The organism is Actinomyces sp. ZJ308, assembly GCF_011752065.1.
Classification (GTDB): Bacteria; Actinomycetota; Actinomycetes; order Actinomycetales; family Actinomycetaceae; genus Actinomyces.
Genome location: NZ_JAAIJY010000010.1, coordinates 1 through 17,412, shown reverse-complemented (window position 1 = coordinate 17,412; position 17,412 = coordinate 1). Strand labels below are relative to the sequence as shown.

Below are 17,412 nucleotides of genomic sequence, written 5' to 3'. Positions count from 1 at the left end.
ACCGACATCGGCGCCGCACCGGGCTGACCCGTCGGGGGGAACTGAGCAGGCTGTCCGGGCTGCACCGGCGGTACACCCGCAACCTCGCCGCCGAGCGGCATCGGGGCCGCGCCCATCGGGTCCGTACTCACAGCGGCTCCACGGAGAAGACGTGGGCGACCTGCCCGGCGAAGGGATCGAGGCGCACGTAGTTCTGCCCCGACCAGTCATAGGAGTCTCCTGTGAGCTCGTCGGTGACCCTGACCACCGGGCGCGAGGCGTCCACCCAGCCCGGCAGGCCCAGGGCCTCCAGGTCCAGGTAGACCTCGCCGGCCCGGGCCCCGTGCGGATCGAGGTTGACCACCGTCAGGGCGACGTCGTCCCTGCCCGTGGGGCTGTGAGAGGCGTCCACCCGCTTGGAGTAGGCGATGATCTGGTCGTCACTGGTGGGGTGGAAGTAGATGTCCCGCAGCTGGCGCAGCGCCGGGTGGGAGGCCCGGGCGGCGTTGAGACGGGTGAGCAGGTCCTCGATGCCGTTGCGGCGCGCGGCGGCGAAGTCACGCGGCTTGTACTCGTACTTCTCGTTGTCGATCTGCTCCTCGTAGCCCGGTCGCGGGGTGGACTCGGCCAGCTCGTAGCCGGAGTAGATGCCCCAGGTCGGTGAGAGCGTGGCCGCCAGCACGGCGCGCAGCTTGAAGGCCGGCACCTTCCCGTTGGTCATGAAGGGCGTGAGGATGTCGTGCGTGGTGGGCCAGAAGGCCGGGCGCAGCAGGTGGGCGGTCTCCTTGCTGAGCTCCATCATGTACTCGATGAGCTCCTCCTTGGTGTTGCGCCAGGCGAAGTAGGTGTAGGACTGGTGGAAGCCGATCATGCCCAGGGTGCGCATCATGGCCGGGCGGGTGAAGGCCTCGGCCAGGAACAGCACGTCCGGGGACTCGGCGTGGATCTCGGCGATGAGCCGCTGCCAGAACGCCAGGGGCTTGGTGTGGGGGTTGTCCACGCGGAAGATCGTCACCCCGTGCGCGATCCAGGTGCGCACGACCTCCAGGATGGCCTGGTAGATGCCCTCGGGGTCGTTGTCGAAGTTGAGCGGGTAGATGTCCTGGTACTTCTTGGGCGGGTTCTCCGCGTAGGCGATGGAGCCGTCGGCCAGGACCGTGAACCACTCCGGGTGCTCGGCCACCCACGGGTGGTCCGGGGAGCACTGGAGCGCCAGGTCCAGGGCCACCTCCATGCCCAGCTCGCGCGAGCGGGCCACCAGGGCGTCGAAGTCCTCGAAGGTGCCCAGGTCGGGGTGGATGGCGTCGTGGCCGCCGTCGGGCGAGCCGATGCCGTAGGGGGAGCCGGGGTCCCCGGGCCGGGCCGTCAGGGTGTTGTTGCGGCCCTTGCGGTTGGTGGTGCCGATCGGCGAGATCGGCGTGAGGTAGAGGACGTCGAAGCCCATGGCGGCGATGCGGTCCAGGCGCTCGGCGGCGGTGCGCAGCGTGCCCGAGTGCCAGGTGCCGTCCTGGCTGACCCCCGAACCCAGCGAGCGCGGGAAGATCTCGTACCAGGCGCCGGTCAGGGCGCGCTCGCGGTCCACCTGGAGGGGGTACTCGGCGGTGGGGGAGACGTGGTCGCGCAGCGGCAGCCGCTCCAGGGCCGCCTTGACCGAGTCGGCCAGACCGGCGGCCAGGCGGTCGCTCACGGGGTTGGATGGGTCGCGCATGATCCACACGGCGTCGTTGAGGGCCTTGGTGCCCTCCTCGTCGCGGCCCTCGATGGCCAGCGCCCGGTCCAGGACCCGGGCGCCCTCCTCCAGCATGAGCTCGACGTCGATGCCGGCCGGCACCTTGATACCGGCGTCGTGGCTCCAGGTGGCGTACGGGTCCGACCAGCCCTCGACGCGGAAGCGCCAGTTGCCGGGCGCGTCGGGGGCCAGGGAGGCCTCGTAGCGGTCCAGGCCGGGGGCGATGTCGTGCATGCGGGCGCGCGGGCCGTCGGTGCCGTCGGGGCGAACCAGGACCGCGGTGGCTCCGTAGCGGTCGTGTCCCTCGCGGAAGACGGTGGCGCGGATCGGGAAGGTCTCCCCGACGACCGCCTTGGCCGGCCAGCGGCCGTCCTCGACGACGGGGAAGACCTCGGTGACCGGGATCCGGCCGATCAGCGAGTGCTGGGCCGGCTGCGGCCCGCTCGCCACGTCCGGCCCAGCCGCTGCGGATGCCGGGGACGCGGCGGACTCTGCGGACGGCGTCGACGCCGTCTCGGGCGCCTTGACGGGCGCGTCGGTCGGAGCGGCAGCGGACTTGGAGGAACGGGGGGACTGCTTCTTGCCGGCCTTGGGCGTCGTGTTAGGAGTCACAGGGGCAAGACTACGGTGAGAAACGACCTGAGTCACATGTCCGACCGCACGACGCCGATCGGCCCGGTACGCGCGTCGCGAACCGGGCCGATCGGGGCCAGTGAACCGCAGGGCCCGGGGACGTCTCCTGACGCTCACCGGCCCTCAGTAGTTCATGTGCATGGCGGTACGGACCTCGTCGAGGGTCTTCTCGGCGACCTCGCTCGCCCGGGCGTTGCCCTGACCCAGGACCTCCAGGAGGTAGTCCTCGTTGGCGGCCAGCTCGGCCCGGCGGGAGCGGATGGGGGCGAAGAACTCGTTGACGGCCTCGGTGGTGACCTTCTTGAGGGTGCCCGCGCCGCCGTCGCCGATGCGCTCGGCGATCTCCTCGGGCGCGCCCGCCCCGCACAGGGAGGCCAGCATCAGCAGGTTGGCCACCTCGGGGCGCCCGGTCGGGTTGTAGGTGATGACGCGGTCGGAGTCCGTCTTGGCCTTCTTGATGGCCTTGGCGGTCTCATCGGCGCTCATGCGCAGCTCGATCGTGTTGCGCCGTGACTTGCTCATCTTCTCCCCGTCCAGGCCCAGCAGCATCGGGGCCTGGCTGAGCAGGGCCTCGGGGCGGCGGAAGACCGGGTGGTCCTTGACGGCCCGCCCGTAGCGCTTGTCGAAGCGCTGGGCGATGAGGCGGGCCTGCTCCAGGTGGGGGAGCTGGTCCTTGCCGACGGGCACGAGGTTGGCCTGGCAGAAGAGGATGTCAGTGGCCTGGTGGACCGGGTAGGTGAGCAGCAGGCCGGTCATGGCGCGACCGTCGGTGGCCTCCAGCTCGGACTTGACCGTGGGGTTGCGATGGAGCTCGGACTCGGTGACCAGGGACAGGAAGGGCAGCATCAGCTGGTTCTGGGCCGGGACCGCCGAGTGGGCGAAGATCGTCGAGCGCTGCGGGTCCACGCCCACGGCCAGGGCGTCGGTGACCAGGGACAGGACGCGCTCGCGGATGGGGCCGACGCCGTCGCGGTCGGTGATGACCTGGTAGTCGGCCACGAGGATCCAGGTGTCCACGCCCGCGTCCTGGATGGTCTTCCAGGAGTGCATGGTGCCGAAGTAGTGGCCCAAGTGCATGTTCCCGGTGGGACGCACCCCGGTGAACATCCGGTAGCGGCCGGGGTTGACGGCGATATCGGCCTCGATCTCGGCGGAGCGGGCGATCGATCGGGCCAGGGAGGCGTCATTGGTGGCGTTGGCCAGGGCCTCCTCGGCCGCGGTGGGGGTCTGAGTCATGGCCTCATCCTAGGGGGTGGCGCTGCGGATCGGGCCCGACGTCGATCGGGCCCGCACCTCCGTCATCTCAGTCGTCGGCGGGCTGGGTGGCCAGGGCCCGTTCCAGCTCCTGGCGGGCCTGGGCCACGCGCTCGGGCGTGAAGGAGCTGTTGTGGCCGACCAGGGCCAGCCCGTCCAGGATCTCGGCGCCGTAGCGGTGCCCGTGCCCCGCGGGCACGTTCATCGCACGCGGCAGGTCCGCACTGACCTGGAAGAAGGTGATGTAGGGCATCCAGTGCATGGCGGGGGAGCGGTCCGTCCCCGGACGCTCCCGCAGCCAGTCCGGGTTCTCACGGATGAGCCTGGGCGACCACCACACCACCGGGTCGCTCGCGTGCTGGATGTAGAGGATGCGCTGATCTCCCCAGGTCGTGTCCCCCGCGAAGGACTCCATATCCGACTCATCCTGGGCGAAGCGAACCGTCAACCCGGCCGAGTAGGTGGGATCCACCTCCCGGGTCCCCGGGTCGCGTCGCGTCACCAGGTCCCGCCACAGCCGCGAGGAGTTGGGAGGCCCCACCCACAGGACGCCGTCGACCGAGTCCAGGACTCCTGCCAGGTCATCGAAGGCCGCCTCGCCCGCCAGGACCCCCATCGACTCCCCGTACAGCAGGAGCCGGGGCCGGTCTCCTTCCGGAAGCGTCTTCCACCAGGCCACGATGGCCGTCACCAGCGCCTTGCCCGACGCCCGGGCCTTGTCGGTGTCCGCGATGAACTGCACGCCGGAGGGCAGGTAGGAGTACTGGGCGGCGGCGATCGCCGTGTCGCCGTCGTACAGCACCTCCAGGGACAGGGCCGCCACCGGGTCCACCCAGCCGGTTCCCGTCGTCGGAGCGATCATGATCGCCGAGCGTGAGGCCGCCCCGGTGCGCTTGAGCTCCTCAACGACCAGCGCGGCACGGGCCTCGTCACTGCCGGCGCTCTCCAGCCCGGCGTAGACGCGGATCGGCTCACTGGCAGGCCGAGAGGTCACCTCCTCAAGCCCTTGGGCGCTCAGGCCGCGGCCCACGAAGCGCTTGCCATAGGCCCCCAGGGACTCCCAGGACACCAGCGAGTCCGGAGAGCCCGAGCGCTCTGCCGCCGTCGGCCTCGGCGTCGAGGGCGGATCGGCGCTGTTGCGCACGGAGAAGGCCGATTCCGCGCCCCGGATGATAATGCCCGGAATCGCCTGGTTGACCAGCGCGAACACCAGCACCAGCACGATGATCCAGGAGGACACCGACCGCACCGGAAGAGGCAGGCGCTGCGGCAGGTGCCGGCGCAGCCAGGTCTCCAGTCGCAGGAAGCCTCGTCCCACCACTACCAGGGCCATCCAGATACCGAAGCCCACCGGGAAGACCAGCAGGTACTGCACCGGCGTGTAGGCGCGGTAGTCGGTCAGGGCCGCGACCTGCTGCTGCCAGTGGACCGCCCGCAGCAGGATCGCGTTGAGGGCCACGACGACGATCACGGTCAGCGCGATCTCCACGCGCCGCCGCCACCGGGGCACCCAGGACGGCAGGCTCCGGCCGCTGGCCTCCCACAGGACCCGCACCACCTTGCTCACCCAGGTCCGCCAGTTCCACGACAGCCACACCCCCACCAGGTAGCCGGTCGCTGCACACAGCCCGCAGGCCACCCCCTGGAAGAGGATGTCACGGGGGATGAGGGAGGGCGTCAGCGCCAGGACGAAGAACACCGAGCCCAGGACCAGGCCGGTCGGGTCCGGACGCAGACGGTCCCAGGCGCGCTCAGCAAGAGGGGGAAGAGTCGGCATCGGCCCCAGCCTACGACGTGAGTGGCGAGCTAGTGCGCGCCGACCTTCCCGCCGTGCTCCGCCTGAGCACCCGCCTTGAGGGTCTCCAGGAGCTCGCCGGAGAAGTAGACCCGCAGCGACAGCGGCTCCAGCATCGTCGTGTCCCCCGGGCGGTCCTGGTGGCAGTCCGTGAGACTCTCGGTGGTCTGTCCGGTAGGGCCGCTGGCCACCGTCTTGACCTCCTTCACCTCCCCGGAGCCGTCGGTCTCGACGATGACATCGGCCTCCGTGTCCTGCGGGCTCCGGCTGACGCGACGCGCCTGGGAGAAGGGAGCCGTATGGGGCTGAGGGACCGCCCAGGTCGAGTCCCAGGCCAGGTGCCAGTCGGTGCCCCGTCCCTCGGGCAGGACGACGTCGACCTGATCCAGGGCGCCGTTGATGACCACGAGCATGTCGTCGTCGTTCCAGGGGCGGCCCGAGCGCAGCATCTGGACCACGCGGGTGTGCGGATCGTGCCAGGACTCCCCGTCCATCGGGACGGCGTCGCCCCGGTACCAGGCCAGGTCCGGGATCGTGTCGCCATCGAGGACCTGCCCGGTCGCGAAGCGCGAGGGGCGCACCACCGGGTGGGTCTGGCGCAGGTGGATGAGGAAGCGCGTGGTGGCGACCAGGTCGCGCTGCCAGACCTCCAGGTTCCAGTCGACCCAGGAGAGCACCGAGTCCTGGCAGTAGCAGTTGTTGTTGCCCTGCTGGGTGCGGCCCATCTCGTCACCGCCCAGCAGCATGGGGGTCCCGGCGCTCAGCAGCATGGTGGCCAGCAGGTTGCGCATGGAGCGGCGGCGCAGCACCTCGATCGGGCCGCCGTTGATGCCCTCGACGACGTCGCCCTCGAAACCGTGGTTCCAGGAGCGGTTGTTGGAGGTGCCGTCGCGGTTGTCCTCCTTGTTGGCCAGGTTGTGCTTGTGGTCGTAGACCACCAGGTCACGCAGGGTGAAGCCGTCGTGCGCCGCCACGAAGTTGACCGAGCCCAGGGGACCGCGGCCCCCGGGGAACTCCCCGTGGCTGAACAGGTCCGCGCTGCCCGACAGGCGCGTGGCCAGGTCACGCAGGTCCGAGCCCAGGCGCCCCTTGGAGATCTCCGAGGCGTCGTGCAGCCAGAAGGAGCGGGTGGTGTCGCGGAAGTGGTCGTTCCAGTCCTGGAAGGGCTCGGGGAACTGACCGGTGCGCCAGCCGCCGGGGCCCACGTCCCACGGCTCGCTGATGAGCTTGACCGTGCTGAGCACCGGGTCGGTGGCGATCGCCGTGAGCAGCGGGTGGCGCGGTGAGAACTCCGCGGCGTGGCGCCCCAGCGTGGTCGCCAGGTCGAAGCGGAAGCCGTCCACGCCGACCTCGGTGACCCAGTAGCGCAGCGAGTCCAGGACCATCCGGATCGCACCGGTGGCCCGGAAGTCCACCGTGTTGCCCGTGCCGGTGACGTCCATGTACTGCGCCGGCAGGTAGGGGGCGTGCAGGTAGTAGTCCAGGTTGTCCAGGCCGCGCAGGCTCAGGGAGGGGCCGTCCACCCCGCCCTCGCAGGTGTGGTTGTAGACGACGTCGAGCACGACCTCCAGACCGGCCTCGTGGAGCATGGAGACCATGCCGCGCACCTCGTCCAGGACGGCCTGCGGGCCGGCGGCGCGCGCCGCGGCCGTGGCGTAGGAGGGCTCCGGCGCGAAGTAGCTCAGCGTGGAGTAGCCCCAGTAGTTGGTCAGGTCCCGCTTGGTCAGGAAGGGCTCGGTCACCGAGGCGTGGATCGGCAGCAGCTCGATCGTCGTGACCCCCAGGCCCTTGAGGTGCTCGACCGTCACCGAGTGGGCCAGGCCCGCGTAGGTGCCGCGCAGCTCCTTGGGCACGCCCGGCAGCTTGTAGGTCAGGCCCTTGACATGGGCCTCGTAGATGATGGTGCGCTCGCGGGGAACGTGCGGGCCCGGAACCACCGGGAAGGTGTCGCCGGTGATGACGCCGACGACGCTGTGGCCGGCCGAGTCCAGGTGCGAGGGCCGCCACGGCTCGGCCGCGGGGACCAGGTCGTCAGTGACCTCGTGCGCGTAGACGGCCGGTCCCAGGTCGACCTGCCCGTCCAGGGCGCGGGCGTAGGGGTCCAGGAGCAGCTTGCGAGGGTTGTAGAGCAGTCCCTCGTGCGGGTTCCAGGGCCCGTGGGCGCGGTAGCCGTAGCGCTGGCCGGCGCCGACGCCGGGGACGTGAGCGCTCCAGACGCCCCGCGAGGGGCCGTGCATCCCGATCCGGGTCTCCTCCGCCACCGAGCCGTCGGCGTTCATGGTCAGCAGGCACAGGTCCACGGCCGTGGCGTGCGGGGCGTGGACCGCGAAGTCCGCGCCGTCACCGCTGAGAGTGACGCCCAGCCCGTGGTCGGGAGCTGCTGGCAGCTCGGCGCGCGGTGCTGGAGCGGGCTCTGGCGTCGAAGGCATGGGTCCATTGTCCTGGCGCCCGCAGTTCGCTACCAGTTGAGGCGCAGTGAGGTCTCCCTCGTGAGAGTGCGCCGCGTCGCGTTTATCCGACGCATCGATGCGGCTCGATGCTGCCTGGTGATGGCATCGTGACCATCGTGACCGTGCAGTCGTGTCAAGCGGTCCTGTCGACCTCGACGGAGCCGGCACGACCCGGGCCCTGACGCCGTGTCAGGGTGACTCAGCGCTCAGTGGTGAGATGCCGCTGTTATGGCACCCTTGAGCGCATGAGAATCGTGGTCTGCATCAAGCACGTTCCCGACGTGCAGTCCGAGCGCCGTCTCGAGGGCGGCCGGCTCGTGCGAGGTGAGGAGGACGTCCTCAACGAGCTCGACGAGAACGCCGTCGAGGCCGCCGTCACCCTGGCCGAGGAGGCCGACGGCGAGGTCATCGCCCTGACCATGGGCCCCGAGGACGCCGAGGACGCAGTGCGCCGCGCCCTCCAGATGGGAGCAGACTCCGGGATCGTCGTCGCCGACGACGCCCTGGCCGGCGCCGACGTCGTCACCACCGCCCGGGTCCTGGCGGCCGCCATCGAGCGCATCGGCGAGGTCGACCTGGTCGTTACCGGTATGGCCTCCCTGGACTCCCTGACCTCCATGCTCCCAGGCGCCCTGGCCGCCGCCCTGCACCTGCCGGCCCTCACACTGGCCAACCGGCTCGAGGTCGACGGCGGTGCCGTCACCGTCACCCGCACCGTGGGCACCGTCCGCGAGGTCGTCAGCGCACCGCTGCCCGCCCTGGTCAGCGTCACCGACCAGGCCAACGAGCCCCGCTACCCCAACTTCGCCGCCATGCGCGCCGCGAAGAAGAAGCCCGTCGACTTCTGGGACACCTCCGAGCTCGGGCTCCAGGTCGCCGACCCGGCCGTGAGCGTCGTCGACGACGAGGCCCGGCCGGCCCGCGAGGCCGGCATCATCCGCACCGATGCCGGCGAGGCGGGCCGCGAGCTCGCCGCCTGGCTCGTGGAGAACAAGCTCGTCTGACGGTGAGCCAAGCCGTCGCAGGCCGTCACCCCTCAGCGAGGGACGCCGGAGCCCGCGGTGCCGCCTCACCCGCCTCACACCACCCGCGAAAGAAGCTGATTCCCATGCTCGACGCCCCCATCCTCGTCCTGATCGACCTCGAGACCACCGAGGCGGCCCCCGCCCCCACCGGACCCAGCCTGGAGCTGCTCACCGCCGCCCGAGGTCTGACCAGCGGCGACGTCGTCGCCCTGGCCCTCCAGCCCCTGGGCGATCCGGCCACCGCGGCCCTGGCCGCTGCGGGCGCCACCCGCCTGCTTGCCGCCGACCTGGGCGAGTCCGCCCACCTGCCGGCCACCGCGGCCGACGCCGTCGTCGCGGCCGTCGACGCGGTCCAGCCCGCCGCGGTCCTGGTCGTCTCCGACTACCGCGGCAAGGAGCTGGCCGGGCGGGCCGCCGTCCTGCTCGGCTCGGCCTGCGTCTCCGACGCCACCGCCCTGGAGGCCGCCGGCACAGGGGAGAGCGCCACGCTGCGCGCCTCCAAGCTGGTCCTGTCCGGCTCCTGGTCCACCACCGCCTCCGTCGGCTCGGGCGGCAGCGCACCGATCATCGCCGTGCGCCCCGGGATCGCCGAGGTCGCCGCCGCTGACGGTGCGGCACTCGCCGCCGAGTCCCTGGAGGTGCCCGTCAGCGCCGAGGCCGCCGCCGTGCGCCTCGTCTCGCGCGAGGCCACCTCCGTCGCCGCCGGTCCGGCCCTGAGCGAGGCCCGCACCGTCGTCGTGGGCGGTCGTGGAGTGGATGGGGACTTCAACCTGGTCCGTTCCCTGGCCGAGCCGTTGGACGCGGCCGTCGGAGCCACCCGCGTGGCCTGCGACGAGGGCTGGATCGAGCGCAGCGCCCAGATCGGCCAGACCGGCGAGACCATCTCCCCGCGCCTGTACATCGGGCTCGGCGTCTCAGGCGCCGTCCACCACACCAGCGGCATCCAGGGTGCCGGCACCGTCGTGGCGATCTGCGACGACTCCGAGGCGCCGATCTTCGAGATGGCCGACTTCGGCGTCGTCGGCGATGTCACCGACGTCGTCCCCCAGCTCGTCGAGGAGCTCGCCAGGCTGCGCGGCTGAGAAGCTTCTCCAACGACATGGTGGGGGCGCACCGTCGATCTGACGGTGCGCCCCCCACCATTCGTGCCGTTTCAGGCGGTATCGGGCCGAGTCAGTTGGTCTTGTGTCCGATATCGGTGACCGTGAAACCCTCCTCGTTCGAGGTGAGCACCAGCCAGGAACCGTACTCGGCCTGGGCGGAGTACTTGGGGGTGGGCTGCATCCAGGGCTTGGAAGGATCATCTGAGGTGATCGGGCAGACGATCGAGCCCAGAGGCAGATCCTGTGTCAAGGCCATTGAGGCGCCCGAGGAGTCCTTGGAACCGGCCAGCAGACAGGTGACCACCTTGCCGCCCTCGGGCACGAAGGCGGTGCGCAGCGTGGCGTCGCCTGCTTGCGCCGCCCTGGCGGGCTGATCCAGGGACGAGAGCACTGAGGGGTCGACCTGGTTGGCAACCCTGCTGTCCTCCTTGGCGGCCAGAGCGTCGTAGACGGCCTGGACCGTGGCCAGTGACGGGCGATGGATGTCCTGGGTCGGCAGGTGGTAGACGACGTCGAACAGCTCCAGGGAGTCTCCGTCCCACTGCGCGGTGACGGTGGCCGAGGCGCTGCCGCCGCAGGTCAGGCAGGACTCGTCACCGGAGATCCGCAGCTGCGGCTCATCGAAGGTGATGGTGCCGCCGACGACACGCAGGTTCTCCATGTGCGGGGCGGACACGTAGCCGATCTCGTTGGCCTCGGCGTCCATGACGAGTGAGCCGACCATCTCCTTGTCTGCGTTGTAGGCGACAAGAACATCGAACCCGTAGGTGGGATTGTCCGCGTTGCAGTCCAGGACGGTGACCATGACCGGCGTGCTGCCGAGCAGCCCCTGTTGCGTCGCCTTCATGGAGATCGTGTTCGAGATGCTGCTGCCAACGCCGTTGCCCCTGGCGGTACCGGCGGCCTTTCCGTCGGAGAAGGTGACCGTCGTCTTCTCCGGGGCCTGCTTCACCATGTCAGCCCTCGTCATGCCTCGGCCCCCTCCGCTGAAGGCCTCCGCGCAGATGCCCGGTACGTCGAGGCTCGCGTTCTCGATCTCCTTCTGGTCTGGGACGTCCGTGGAGACGGGGGCCGAGGTCGGCAGCGTCGTGGCTCGGGTTGAGCTCGAGCCGGAGTCGAAGGCCAGGACAGACGTCGTCGAGCCGTTGAAGACCACGACGTAGCCGTCACCGGCCGCCCATGAGGTCACCGGGGTGGAGACCTGCCAGATCGCGGTGCCGTCGATCGGGTCGAGGGCGCGCAGCGAGTCCGGGTAGGCCATGACGACGGCGCCCTTGCTCATCTGCCAGCGCGGCGGAGTCTCGGCGCCCAGGCCGTTGAGGGCGCCCGCGCCGTCGGGCAGCTCGCTCGACCACAGCACGGTGCTGCCGTCGAGGGCGGCTACGGTGAGGCCGTCGCTGACGACCCAGACCTCACGGCTTGACGGCAGGTTGACGCCGGCGACCTTGCGGGGCGCCTCGACGCGGGCCGCCCACACCGGCTTGGAGCCGTCGAGGCTCAGGCCGGAGACCTTGCCATTATTGACGCTCACGGCACCGTCCTTGTCGACGGACAGCGGCACGTCGCCGGAGGGCGTCTCACTCAGACGCACCGAGGCGGGCGCTGATGCCGGGGCCGGGGAATCCGATGCTGATGGCGAGGCGGAGACGGCAGGGGAGGCCGTCGTGGAGGCGTCAGACGATGAGGGGACGGGTGAGGAATCGGATGCGGTGGCGGAGGTCTGCGGAGAGGACTCGGGGGAGGCGGCGGGCGCTGGTGCCGTCGACGAGGTCGGGTCGTCGGCCGACGTGCTGGAGCCGCTCGGCTCCTGCTGCCCCGGCTCCTGTGAGGAGGAGGTGGCCGGGGCCGCCGAGACCGTCGACGGCTTGGCGGGGCTGTTGATGCCGGAGGCCAGGTCGATGCTGATCCGCTCTCCGCAGTCGAGGGTCTTGGTACTCACCTTGCAGCTGAGGTTCTGCCCCGCCAGCTCGTCGGGGACTGGGACCTGCCAGGCGGCATGGGAGGCCGAGGAGCTCGTGCTCAGGGCCACCAGGGTCTCCCGGCGATCCGCGATCACCCGCAGGATCGTCAGCTGCTTGTTGACAATGGCCGTTGTGCCGCTGGAGTCGAAGGGGGCAGCCGTGGGCTCCTTGCCGAGGTTGGACAGGTCCTGCTGGGCCTTGAGGATCGGGGCCTTGACCAGTGAGAGCGGATCGGAGTCGCGGGTCAGCGCCCATAGGCCTCCGCCGCCCAGTGCGAGGACCAGGGTGAGGACGACGCCGAGGATCACCAGCCGTCCCCGCCGAGGACGTCCGGGTGATGACGGTGCCATGGGGGCGGGGTCGAACCCGGCGGGCGGCATAGTGGGTGATGGGTATTCGGGCGAGGGAGACGCGGAAGAGGGGGATGGAGTTTCGGGAGACTGAGATTCGGGAGACGGAGACATGGGCACAGCGTAGAAGGAAACAGGCCGGTCGAAAGGCGAAATAGATGATCGATCAATTGGTAGATATTCGCGCGACTGTTCGCTCGGTAATTCCCGAGAGAATAAATGCTCTTGTTCTTCGGTCTGGAGGCCGTCTGTCGTTGATGGGGGGTCGTGACTGTCCGGGCTCTCCGGCTTGACGACGCCGCCGGTCTGTGTCACTGTATTAGTGCAGTAATACAGCCGGTCTGACGAGGCCGCCTGCGCTGCGCTCATGAGCAGTCCCCGTCCCCGAGTACCAGGAGAGCCATGGATCGCGACGACTCCCGCCCGATCTGGGTCCAGCTGGCCGACGACTTCCGTCGCCGGATCGTCTCCGGCCAGTGGCCCCCGGGCACCAAGGTCCCCAGCGTGCGCGAGCTCGCTGCGGACACCGGAGTCAACCCCAACACCGTCCAGCGTGCACTGGGCGCGCTGGACGGTGAGGGGCTCACCGCGACGGAGCGCACCGCCGGGCGCTTCGTCACCTCGAAGGCGAGCGTTATCGACTCCGTGCGTCGGGACCTGGCCTCCGGGGCCACGGACGCCTACATCGACACCTTGACCGCCATCGGCATGGACCTGGACCAGACCGCTGCGCTCCTCACCGAGCGCTGGTGGGCTCCGGACCGACTGGTCCGCCGTACCACAGGAGATGCGTCATGAGCGCACAGACCCTCAGTAAACCCATCACCATTCCCTCTCTCGACGGCGCCTCACCGCTGGTCGCCGTCGAGAACCTCACCAAGACCTACCAGGGCCGACCCGCGCTGGACGGGCTGAGCCTCGAGCTGCCGCCCGGGCGGATCGTCGGCCTCATGGGCTCCAACGGATCGGGCAAGACCACCCTGCTCAAGGTCCTCGCCGGAGTCCTGGCCGACTACGACGGGCAGGTCCGTATCGCCGGACATGCCCCCGGACCCGAGTCCAAGGCTCTCGTCTCCTTCCTGCCCGACGCGAGCTTCCTAGCCTCCAACCTGACCGCCCCGGCGGCCATCGCTCAGTACCGGCGCTTCTTCGCCGACTTCGACGCCGACAAGGCCGCCGAGCTCGTACGCTTCTTCAGCCTGCCGACCGACCGCACCCTCAAGGAGATGAGCAAGGGCATGGGGGAGAAGCTGCGCATCAGCCTGGCCATGTCCCGCCGGGCCCGCGTCTACCTCCTCGACGAGCCGATCTCCGGGGTCGACCCCGCCGCCCGCGACGTCATCCTCGGCGGCATCCTGCGGGACTTCGACCCCGATGCGCTCATGCTCATCTCCACGCACCTCATCGCCGACGTCGAGCCCATCATCGACTCCGCCGTCTTCCTCAAGGACGGCCGTCTGCTGCTGGCCGGTGACGCCGACGACCTGCGCCAGGACCGCGGTATGAGCCTGGACGCCCTGTTCAGGAAGGAGTACCACTGATGTTCACCACGTTGCTCATGGAAGAGGTCCGGACCCAGGCCCGGCGCAACGCCGGAGTCGTGGGGATCGTGGCGGTCATCGCCGCCGGCTTCATGCTTCTGAGTCTGCTCGAGCTTCCCGTGATCTCCTCGATGCTGCTCGTTGGCGCGTTCGTGGCGCTCGTGGCCATGCCCGGTGTCGTGAGCGTCCAGGTCGGCATCGAGTACTGGGCGTCCATGTACGGTGCGCGTGGCTACCTCACCATGAGTCTGCCGGTGAGGGGACGTACCGTGTTCGCCGCCAAGGTCCTGTACGCCGTGATCGCGGTGGTGGTGTCCGCGGCGGCGGCGACGCTCCTCGCCATCGGCTGGTTCGCCGCCTACGTGCACCTGCTCGGTTCCACGCTCGGGCAGCTCCTCGAACCGGTGCGTCAGATGATCAGCATGGTGGGAACCGGCATGGTCGTGTTCTACGGGCTGACCGTCGTTGAGGGCGTCATCGTGACGATTATCGAGGTCGCAGCGGTGATGAGCATTGGCGGGCAGGGGCGCTGGAACCGACTCGGCTTCGGGGCGCCGGCAGCCGGCCTGGTCATCCTCTACGTGGTCAACCAGGTTGTGGGCCTGGTCGCCACGGTGCTGCTGCCGCTGTCGCTGGATCTGACCAGCGGGCGGATCGTGGGGCGCATGATGCTCCCGCAGTTCATCGAGGCCGCCCGAACGGGCCAGGACCCGCTTCTGGTGGGAATCGGCTCCGTCGTGGCGGCGCCGGTCCTGGCTGCGATCCTGGTCTGGTGGGCGGTGCGCGCGATCGAGCGGCACACCTGCTTGCGCTGACCGGGGGTGAAGGAACCCGGCGCGTGGCGTTCGGGGCGCGGTGGCTATGCCGTGGCCCTGGGCGCCGCTGCGCCGCTGGTCCTGGGCGCGGCCGCATCGAAGGCGGCGGCGACGACGTCGGCGTAGTCGGCCGGGTTGACCAGGGCGATCCCCTGGGTGCGGTCGGCCAGGAGGAGCAGGTTGTCTCCCGGGGCCAGGTTGAAGATCTCCCGGACCTCCTTGGGAATGACGATCTGTGACTTGGGGCCGAGCCTGACGGTGGCGATGTAGCGCTCCGGGTCCTGGGCGGTGAGGTCAGGTGGGGTGCCGGGCTGCGTGTCCGACGGAGAATCGGCGGACGTGTCGGCTGACATGCTGGAGGATCCCTTTCCTGCTGGTTCTGCTGGGCGCCGGGGGTGCCTCCAACCCTAGCCCTTTTCCACGGTGCCGGCGCGGTGGAGGTCCGGAGCCGCTCCGCAGATTCAGGCGACGGCGCGGCTGGTGGCGTGCTCGGAGGTGACGGTCGCCTGGGCCAGGACCTGGTCGCCGTCGGCGCCGCCGTAGATGACCAGGCTCTGACCGGCGGCGACGCCGCGCAGGGGGGTGGCCAGCTCGGCGTGCAGGAGACCCGCGGTCTCGTCGACGCGGACGCGGGCCGGTACCGGGCAGCCGTGGGCGCGCACCTGGACGCTGGCCTCCTGCCAGCCGACGGCGGGGGAGTCACCGAGGCCGGGAACTGCGCCGACGCCGTCGGCGAGCGGCTCGGGATCGGCCAGCAGGATGAGCCCGTCGCCCTCGACCGTCGTGCGGCTCAGCAGCTCCTCGGGGCCGACGACGACCTCGTTGGTGGCTGGGCGGGTCTCGATGACGTAGCGGGGGCGGCCGTCGTCTGCGGGGCGGGAGAGCCCCAGGCCCTTGCGTTGGCCGACGGTGAAGCCGAAGTATCCCTGGTGGGTGCCCAGGACCTCGCCGTCGGGGGAGACCATGGCGCCCTCGTGGGCGCCGAGCGAGCGGGTCAGGAATCCGCGGGTGTCGCCGTCGGCCACGAAGCAGATGTCGTAGGAGTCCGGCTTGGAGGCCACCGGCAGGCCGCGGGCCTCGGCCTCGGCGCGCACCTGCGCCTTGGAGGGGGCATCGCCCAGTGGGAAGAGGGCGCGGGCCAGGCCCTCGCGCCCGGAGACCGCCAGCACGTAGGACTGGTCCTTGGCGGTGTCGACGGCACGGCGAAGCCTCAGACCGGTGGTGTCACCGGGGCGGCCGGAGGCGGCGCCACCGCTCAGGCGCGCGTAGTGGCCGGTGGCGACCGCATCGAAGCCCAAAGCCAGGCCGCGCTCCAGGAGGGCGTCGAACTTGACGCGCTCGTTGCAGCGCACGCAGGGGTTAGGGGTGCGGCCGGCGCGGTACTCGTCGAGGAAGTCGGCCACGACGCGCTCCTCGAACTCCTCGGACAGGTCCCACACGTAGAAGGGGATGCCGAGGATCTGGGCGGCCCAGCGGGCGTCGGCGGAGTCCTCGATGGAGCAGCAGCCGCGTGAGCCCGTGCGGGTCTGGGCGCGGTTGCGGGTCAGGGCCATGTGGACGCCCACGACCTCGTGGCCTGCGTCGACGGCGCGCGCTGCGGCGACGGCGGAGTCGACTCCACCGGACAGGGCGGCCAGGACGCGCACGAGGGTCTCCTTCACGCAAGCGGGTACAGCCGTGGCAGGCTACCGCAGGTCGACACCGGCAGGGGAGCCGGGACAACTCAGAAGACGTTGTGGTGACCGGCATAGGATTGGGTCAGAGGAAGGAGCTGCGATGTTTGATGACTTGTTACCCTACATGGTTGTCGTCGCCATGCTGTTGTATGTCTGGATTCTGGCAGGCGGCCGAAAATATCCCATGACGAAGCGTGAGCTGGAGCGCCTCCACTTCCGACAGGCCTATAACCTGTCGATCGACCGTATGCTCTCGGAGAGTCCGCTGGATCGCGACGAGGTCAGGCGCCTGCGTGACTCGGGAAGAAGAAACGGGCGTGTGCGAGCCGTGCGATACGTGAAGAAATGGGATCCGGTCCCCCTCGAGATCGCCGTGGAGTTCGTTGATCGCGTTTAAGCGTTAGCTATATGAGGTCAGGACTGTTTGACGTCCGCGGCCTCGTGCTTGGCGACTCGTGCTTGGCGGCGCTGGCAGCGATGGCGGGCTGCTTAGCGGGAGGCGAACTCGTATCCGGCACCAATGAGAGCTCTGAGCCACCCGCTCTCCGCGGCTTCCATCGTCTTCACGACGACGTGATGGTTCCACCGGTTCGTGCTGACCTGGGTGACGCGGTGGAGGTTCGGATCCTCCAGAGGATGGTCGAGTCTCACGTTCAGGAACAGGGTGCCGTCAGTCGTCCTCTCGTAGGCCCACGCCCAGAGGAACTTCCGGTTGACGGAGAAGCTGACCTGGGCCGTCAGGTGCTTCGTGACGTCGCCAAGAGACATGACGTAGGACTCGATCGCCGTGTACATGGTGGCCGTCGCTGGCTTGCCGCTGAAGTCGCCGATCATCTTGTTCGAGGTAGAGGACACGAGGACTCCTCGGTATGCGAAGCATCGTACGAATGGCCGTGGTCTTTCGGCGCTCTCGTAGCTCTCCCGCGTGGGACGCCAATGGGAACCCCGGAGGCGGTGGGCAGGACTACGCCATCCTAGATGAGTAAGTCCAAGGGGTGTGGGTCGGCGTGGGTGCTGGGCAATGGGGTGAGGGCCTCGCAGGATCGGTGGTGTTACACCAGATCTCACCGCTCCTGCTGGGAAGGACGGCTTGCTCATGGA

Annotated in this window: 14 protein-coding genes; 6 read left to right on the top strand and 8 right to left on the bottom strand. The window is 69.8% G+C overall.

The window, feature by feature from the left end; translation table 11 throughout:
* Nucleotides 1-127 precede the first annotated feature (127 nt).
* From HCR68_RS06200 to glgX, 4 genes are all read right to left on the bottom strand, one after another.
* Nucleotides 128-2,320, bottom strand: coding sequence for an alpha-1,4-glucan--maltose-1-phosphate maltosyltransferase (locus HCR68_RS06200; protein WP_279586975.1), 2,193 nt, complete (start codon nt 2,318-2,320; stop codon nt 128-130).
* 144 nt (nt 2,321-2,464) lie between these two features.
* Nucleotides 2,465-3,577: a tryptophan--tRNA ligase gene (gene trpS / locus HCR68_RS06195; protein WP_167147672.1), complete on the bottom strand. Its 1,113-nt coding sequence runs from the start codon at nt 3,575-3,577 to the stop codon at nt 2,465-2,467.
* Nucleotides 3,578-3,644: 67 nt separating this feature from the next.
* Nucleotides 3,645-5,372, bottom strand: a complete 1,728-nt coding sequence (locus tag HCR68_RS06190; RefSeq protein WP_167147669.1) for an alpha/beta hydrolase — start codon at nt 5,370-5,372, stop codon at nt 3,645-3,647.
* 29 nt (nt 5,373-5,401) lie between these two features.
* Nucleotides 5,402-7,819 (bottom strand): glycogen debranching protein GlgX, encoded by a 2,418-nt coding sequence (glgX, locus tag HCR68_RS06185; RefSeq protein ID WP_167147667.1) that lies wholly within the window; start codon nt 7,817-7,819, stop codon nt 5,402-5,404.
* A 266-nt stretch (nt 7,820-8,085) separates the two neighbouring features.
* Here glgX and HCR68_RS06180 point away from each other — a divergent pair, with 266 nt between their 5' ends.
* Nucleotides 8,086-8,844 carry an electron transfer flavoprotein subunit beta/FixA family protein gene (locus HCR68_RS06180; protein WP_167147664.1) on the top strand — a complete coding sequence of 253 codons (759 nt, stop codon included), beginning with the start codon at nt 8,086-8,088 and terminating at the stop codon, nt 8,842-8,844.
* 104 nt (nt 8,845-8,948) lie between these two features.
* The gene (locus HCR68_RS06175) at nt 8,949-9,947 is read left to right on the top strand and encodes an FAD-binding protein (protein WP_167147661.1); all 999 of its coding nucleotides are present in this window, start codon (nt 8,949-8,951) and stop codon (nt 9,945-9,947) included.
* A 91-nt stretch (nt 9,948-10,038) separates the two neighbouring features.
* Here HCR68_RS06175 and HCR68_RS06170 read toward each other — a convergent pair whose 3' ends face one another.
* Nucleotides 10,039-12,279 (bottom strand): hypothetical protein, encoded by a 2,241-nt coding sequence (locus HCR68_RS06170; protein ID WP_243858966.1) that lies wholly within the window; start codon nt 12,277-12,279, stop codon nt 10,039-10,041.
* A gap of 402 nt (nt 12,280-12,681) precedes the next feature.
* Here HCR68_RS06170 and HCR68_RS06165 point away from each other — a divergent pair, with 402 nt between their 5' ends.
* The 3 genes from HCR68_RS06165 to HCR68_RS06155 are packed head-to-tail and all read left to right on the top strand — an operon-like array spanning nt 12,682 to nt 14,635.
* On the top strand, nt 12,682-13,077 hold the full coding sequence (locus HCR68_RS06165) for a GntR family transcriptional regulator (protein ID WP_167147658.1): 396 nt from the start codon (nt 12,682-12,684) through the stop codon (nt 13,075-13,077).
* On the top strand, nt 13,074-13,820 hold the full coding sequence (locus HCR68_RS06160; RefSeq protein ID WP_167147655.1) for an ABC transporter ATP-binding protein: 747 nt from the start codon (nt 13,074-13,076) through the stop codon (nt 13,818-13,820). The genes HCR68_RS06165 and HCR68_RS06160 overlap by 4 nt, the downstream gene beginning before the upstream one ends.
* A complete protein-coding gene (locus HCR68_RS06155) occupies nt 13,820-14,635 on the top strand; it encodes a hypothetical protein (RefSeq protein WP_167147652.1) in 816 nt (271 codons plus the stop codon). Before HCR68_RS06160 ends, HCR68_RS06155 begins: the two co-directional genes overlap by 1 nt.
* A 44-nt stretch (nt 14,636-14,679) precedes the next feature.
* Here the strand turns inward: HCR68_RS06155 and HCR68_RS06150 are convergent, their stop codons facing one another.
* Nucleotides 14,680-14,988, bottom strand: a complete 309-nt coding sequence (locus HCR68_RS06150; protein WP_167147649.1) for an AbrB/MazE/SpoVT family DNA-binding domain-containing protein — start codon at nt 14,986-14,988, stop codon at nt 14,680-14,682.
* A gap of 108 nt (nt 14,989-15,096) precedes the next feature.
* Entirely contained in the window at nt 15,097-16,281 is a 1,185-nt protein-coding gene (gene mnmA, locus HCR68_RS06145) for a tRNA 2-thiouridine(34) synthase MnmA (protein ID WP_167147808.1), read from the bottom strand.
* Between the two features lie 130 nt (nt 16,282-16,411).
* On the opposite strand from mnmA, the gene HCR68_RS06140 reads away from it, so the two are divergent.
* Nucleotides 16,412-16,708, top strand: coding sequence for a hypothetical protein (locus HCR68_RS06140; protein WP_167147646.1), 297 nt, complete (start codon nt 16,412-16,414; stop codon nt 16,706-16,708).
* 92 nt (nt 16,709-16,800) lie between these two features.
* Here HCR68_RS06140 and HCR68_RS06135 read toward each other — a convergent pair whose 3' ends face one another.
* Nucleotides 16,801-17,166 (bottom strand): DUF5655 domain-containing protein, encoded by a 366-nt coding sequence (locus HCR68_RS06135; RefSeq protein ID WP_167147635.1) that lies wholly within the window; start codon nt 17,164-17,166, stop codon nt 16,801-16,803.
* Between the last annotated feature and the right edge of the window lie 246 nt (nt 17,167-17,412).

Excerpts from the sequence above, each read along its gene's own strand:
- HCR68_RS06175 (WP_167147661.1), top strand. The coding sequence starts at position 8,949 with ATGCTCGACGCCCCCATCCTCGTCCTGATCGACCTCGAGACCACCGAG.
- HCR68_RS06180 (WP_167147664.1), top strand. The coding sequence starts at position 8,086 with ATGAGAATCGTGGTCTGCATCAAGCACGTTCCCGACGTGCAGTCCGAG.
- HCR68_RS06165 (WP_167147658.1), top strand. The coding sequence starts at position 12,682 with ATGGATCGCGACGACTCCCGCCCGATCTGGGTCCAGCTGGCCGACGAC.
- HCR68_RS06160 (WP_167147655.1), top strand. The coding sequence starts at position 13,074 with ATGAGCGCACAGACCCTCAGTAAACCCATCACCATTCCCTCTCTCGAC.
- HCR68_RS06190 (WP_167147669.1), bottom strand. The coding sequence starts at position 5,372 with ATGCCGACTCTTCCCCCTCTTGCTGAGCGCGCCTGGGACCGTCTGCGT.
- HCR68_RS06150 (WP_167147649.1), bottom strand. The coding sequence starts at position 14,988 with ATGTCAGCCGACACGTCCGCCGATTCTCCGTCGGACACGCAGCCCGGC.
- trpS (WP_167147672.1), bottom strand. The coding sequence starts at position 3,577 with ATGACTCAGACCCCCACCGCGGCCGAGGAGGCCCTGGCCAACGCCACC.
- HCR68_RS06170 (WP_243858966.1), bottom strand. The coding sequence starts at position 12,279 with ATGGCACCGTCATCACCCGGACGTCCTCGGCGGGGACGGCTGGTGATC.
- glgX (WP_167147667.1), bottom strand. The coding sequence starts at position 7,819 with ATGCCTTCGACGCCAGAGCCCGCTCCAGCACCGCGCGCCGAGCTGCCA.
- HCR68_RS06140 (WP_167147646.1), top strand. The coding sequence starts at position 16,412 with ATGTTTGATGACTTGTTACCCTACATGGTTGTCGTCGCCATGCTGTTG.
- HCR68_RS06155 (WP_167147652.1), top strand. The coding sequence starts at position 13,820 with ATGTTCACCACGTTGCTCATGGAAGAGGTCCGGACCCAGGCCCGGCGC.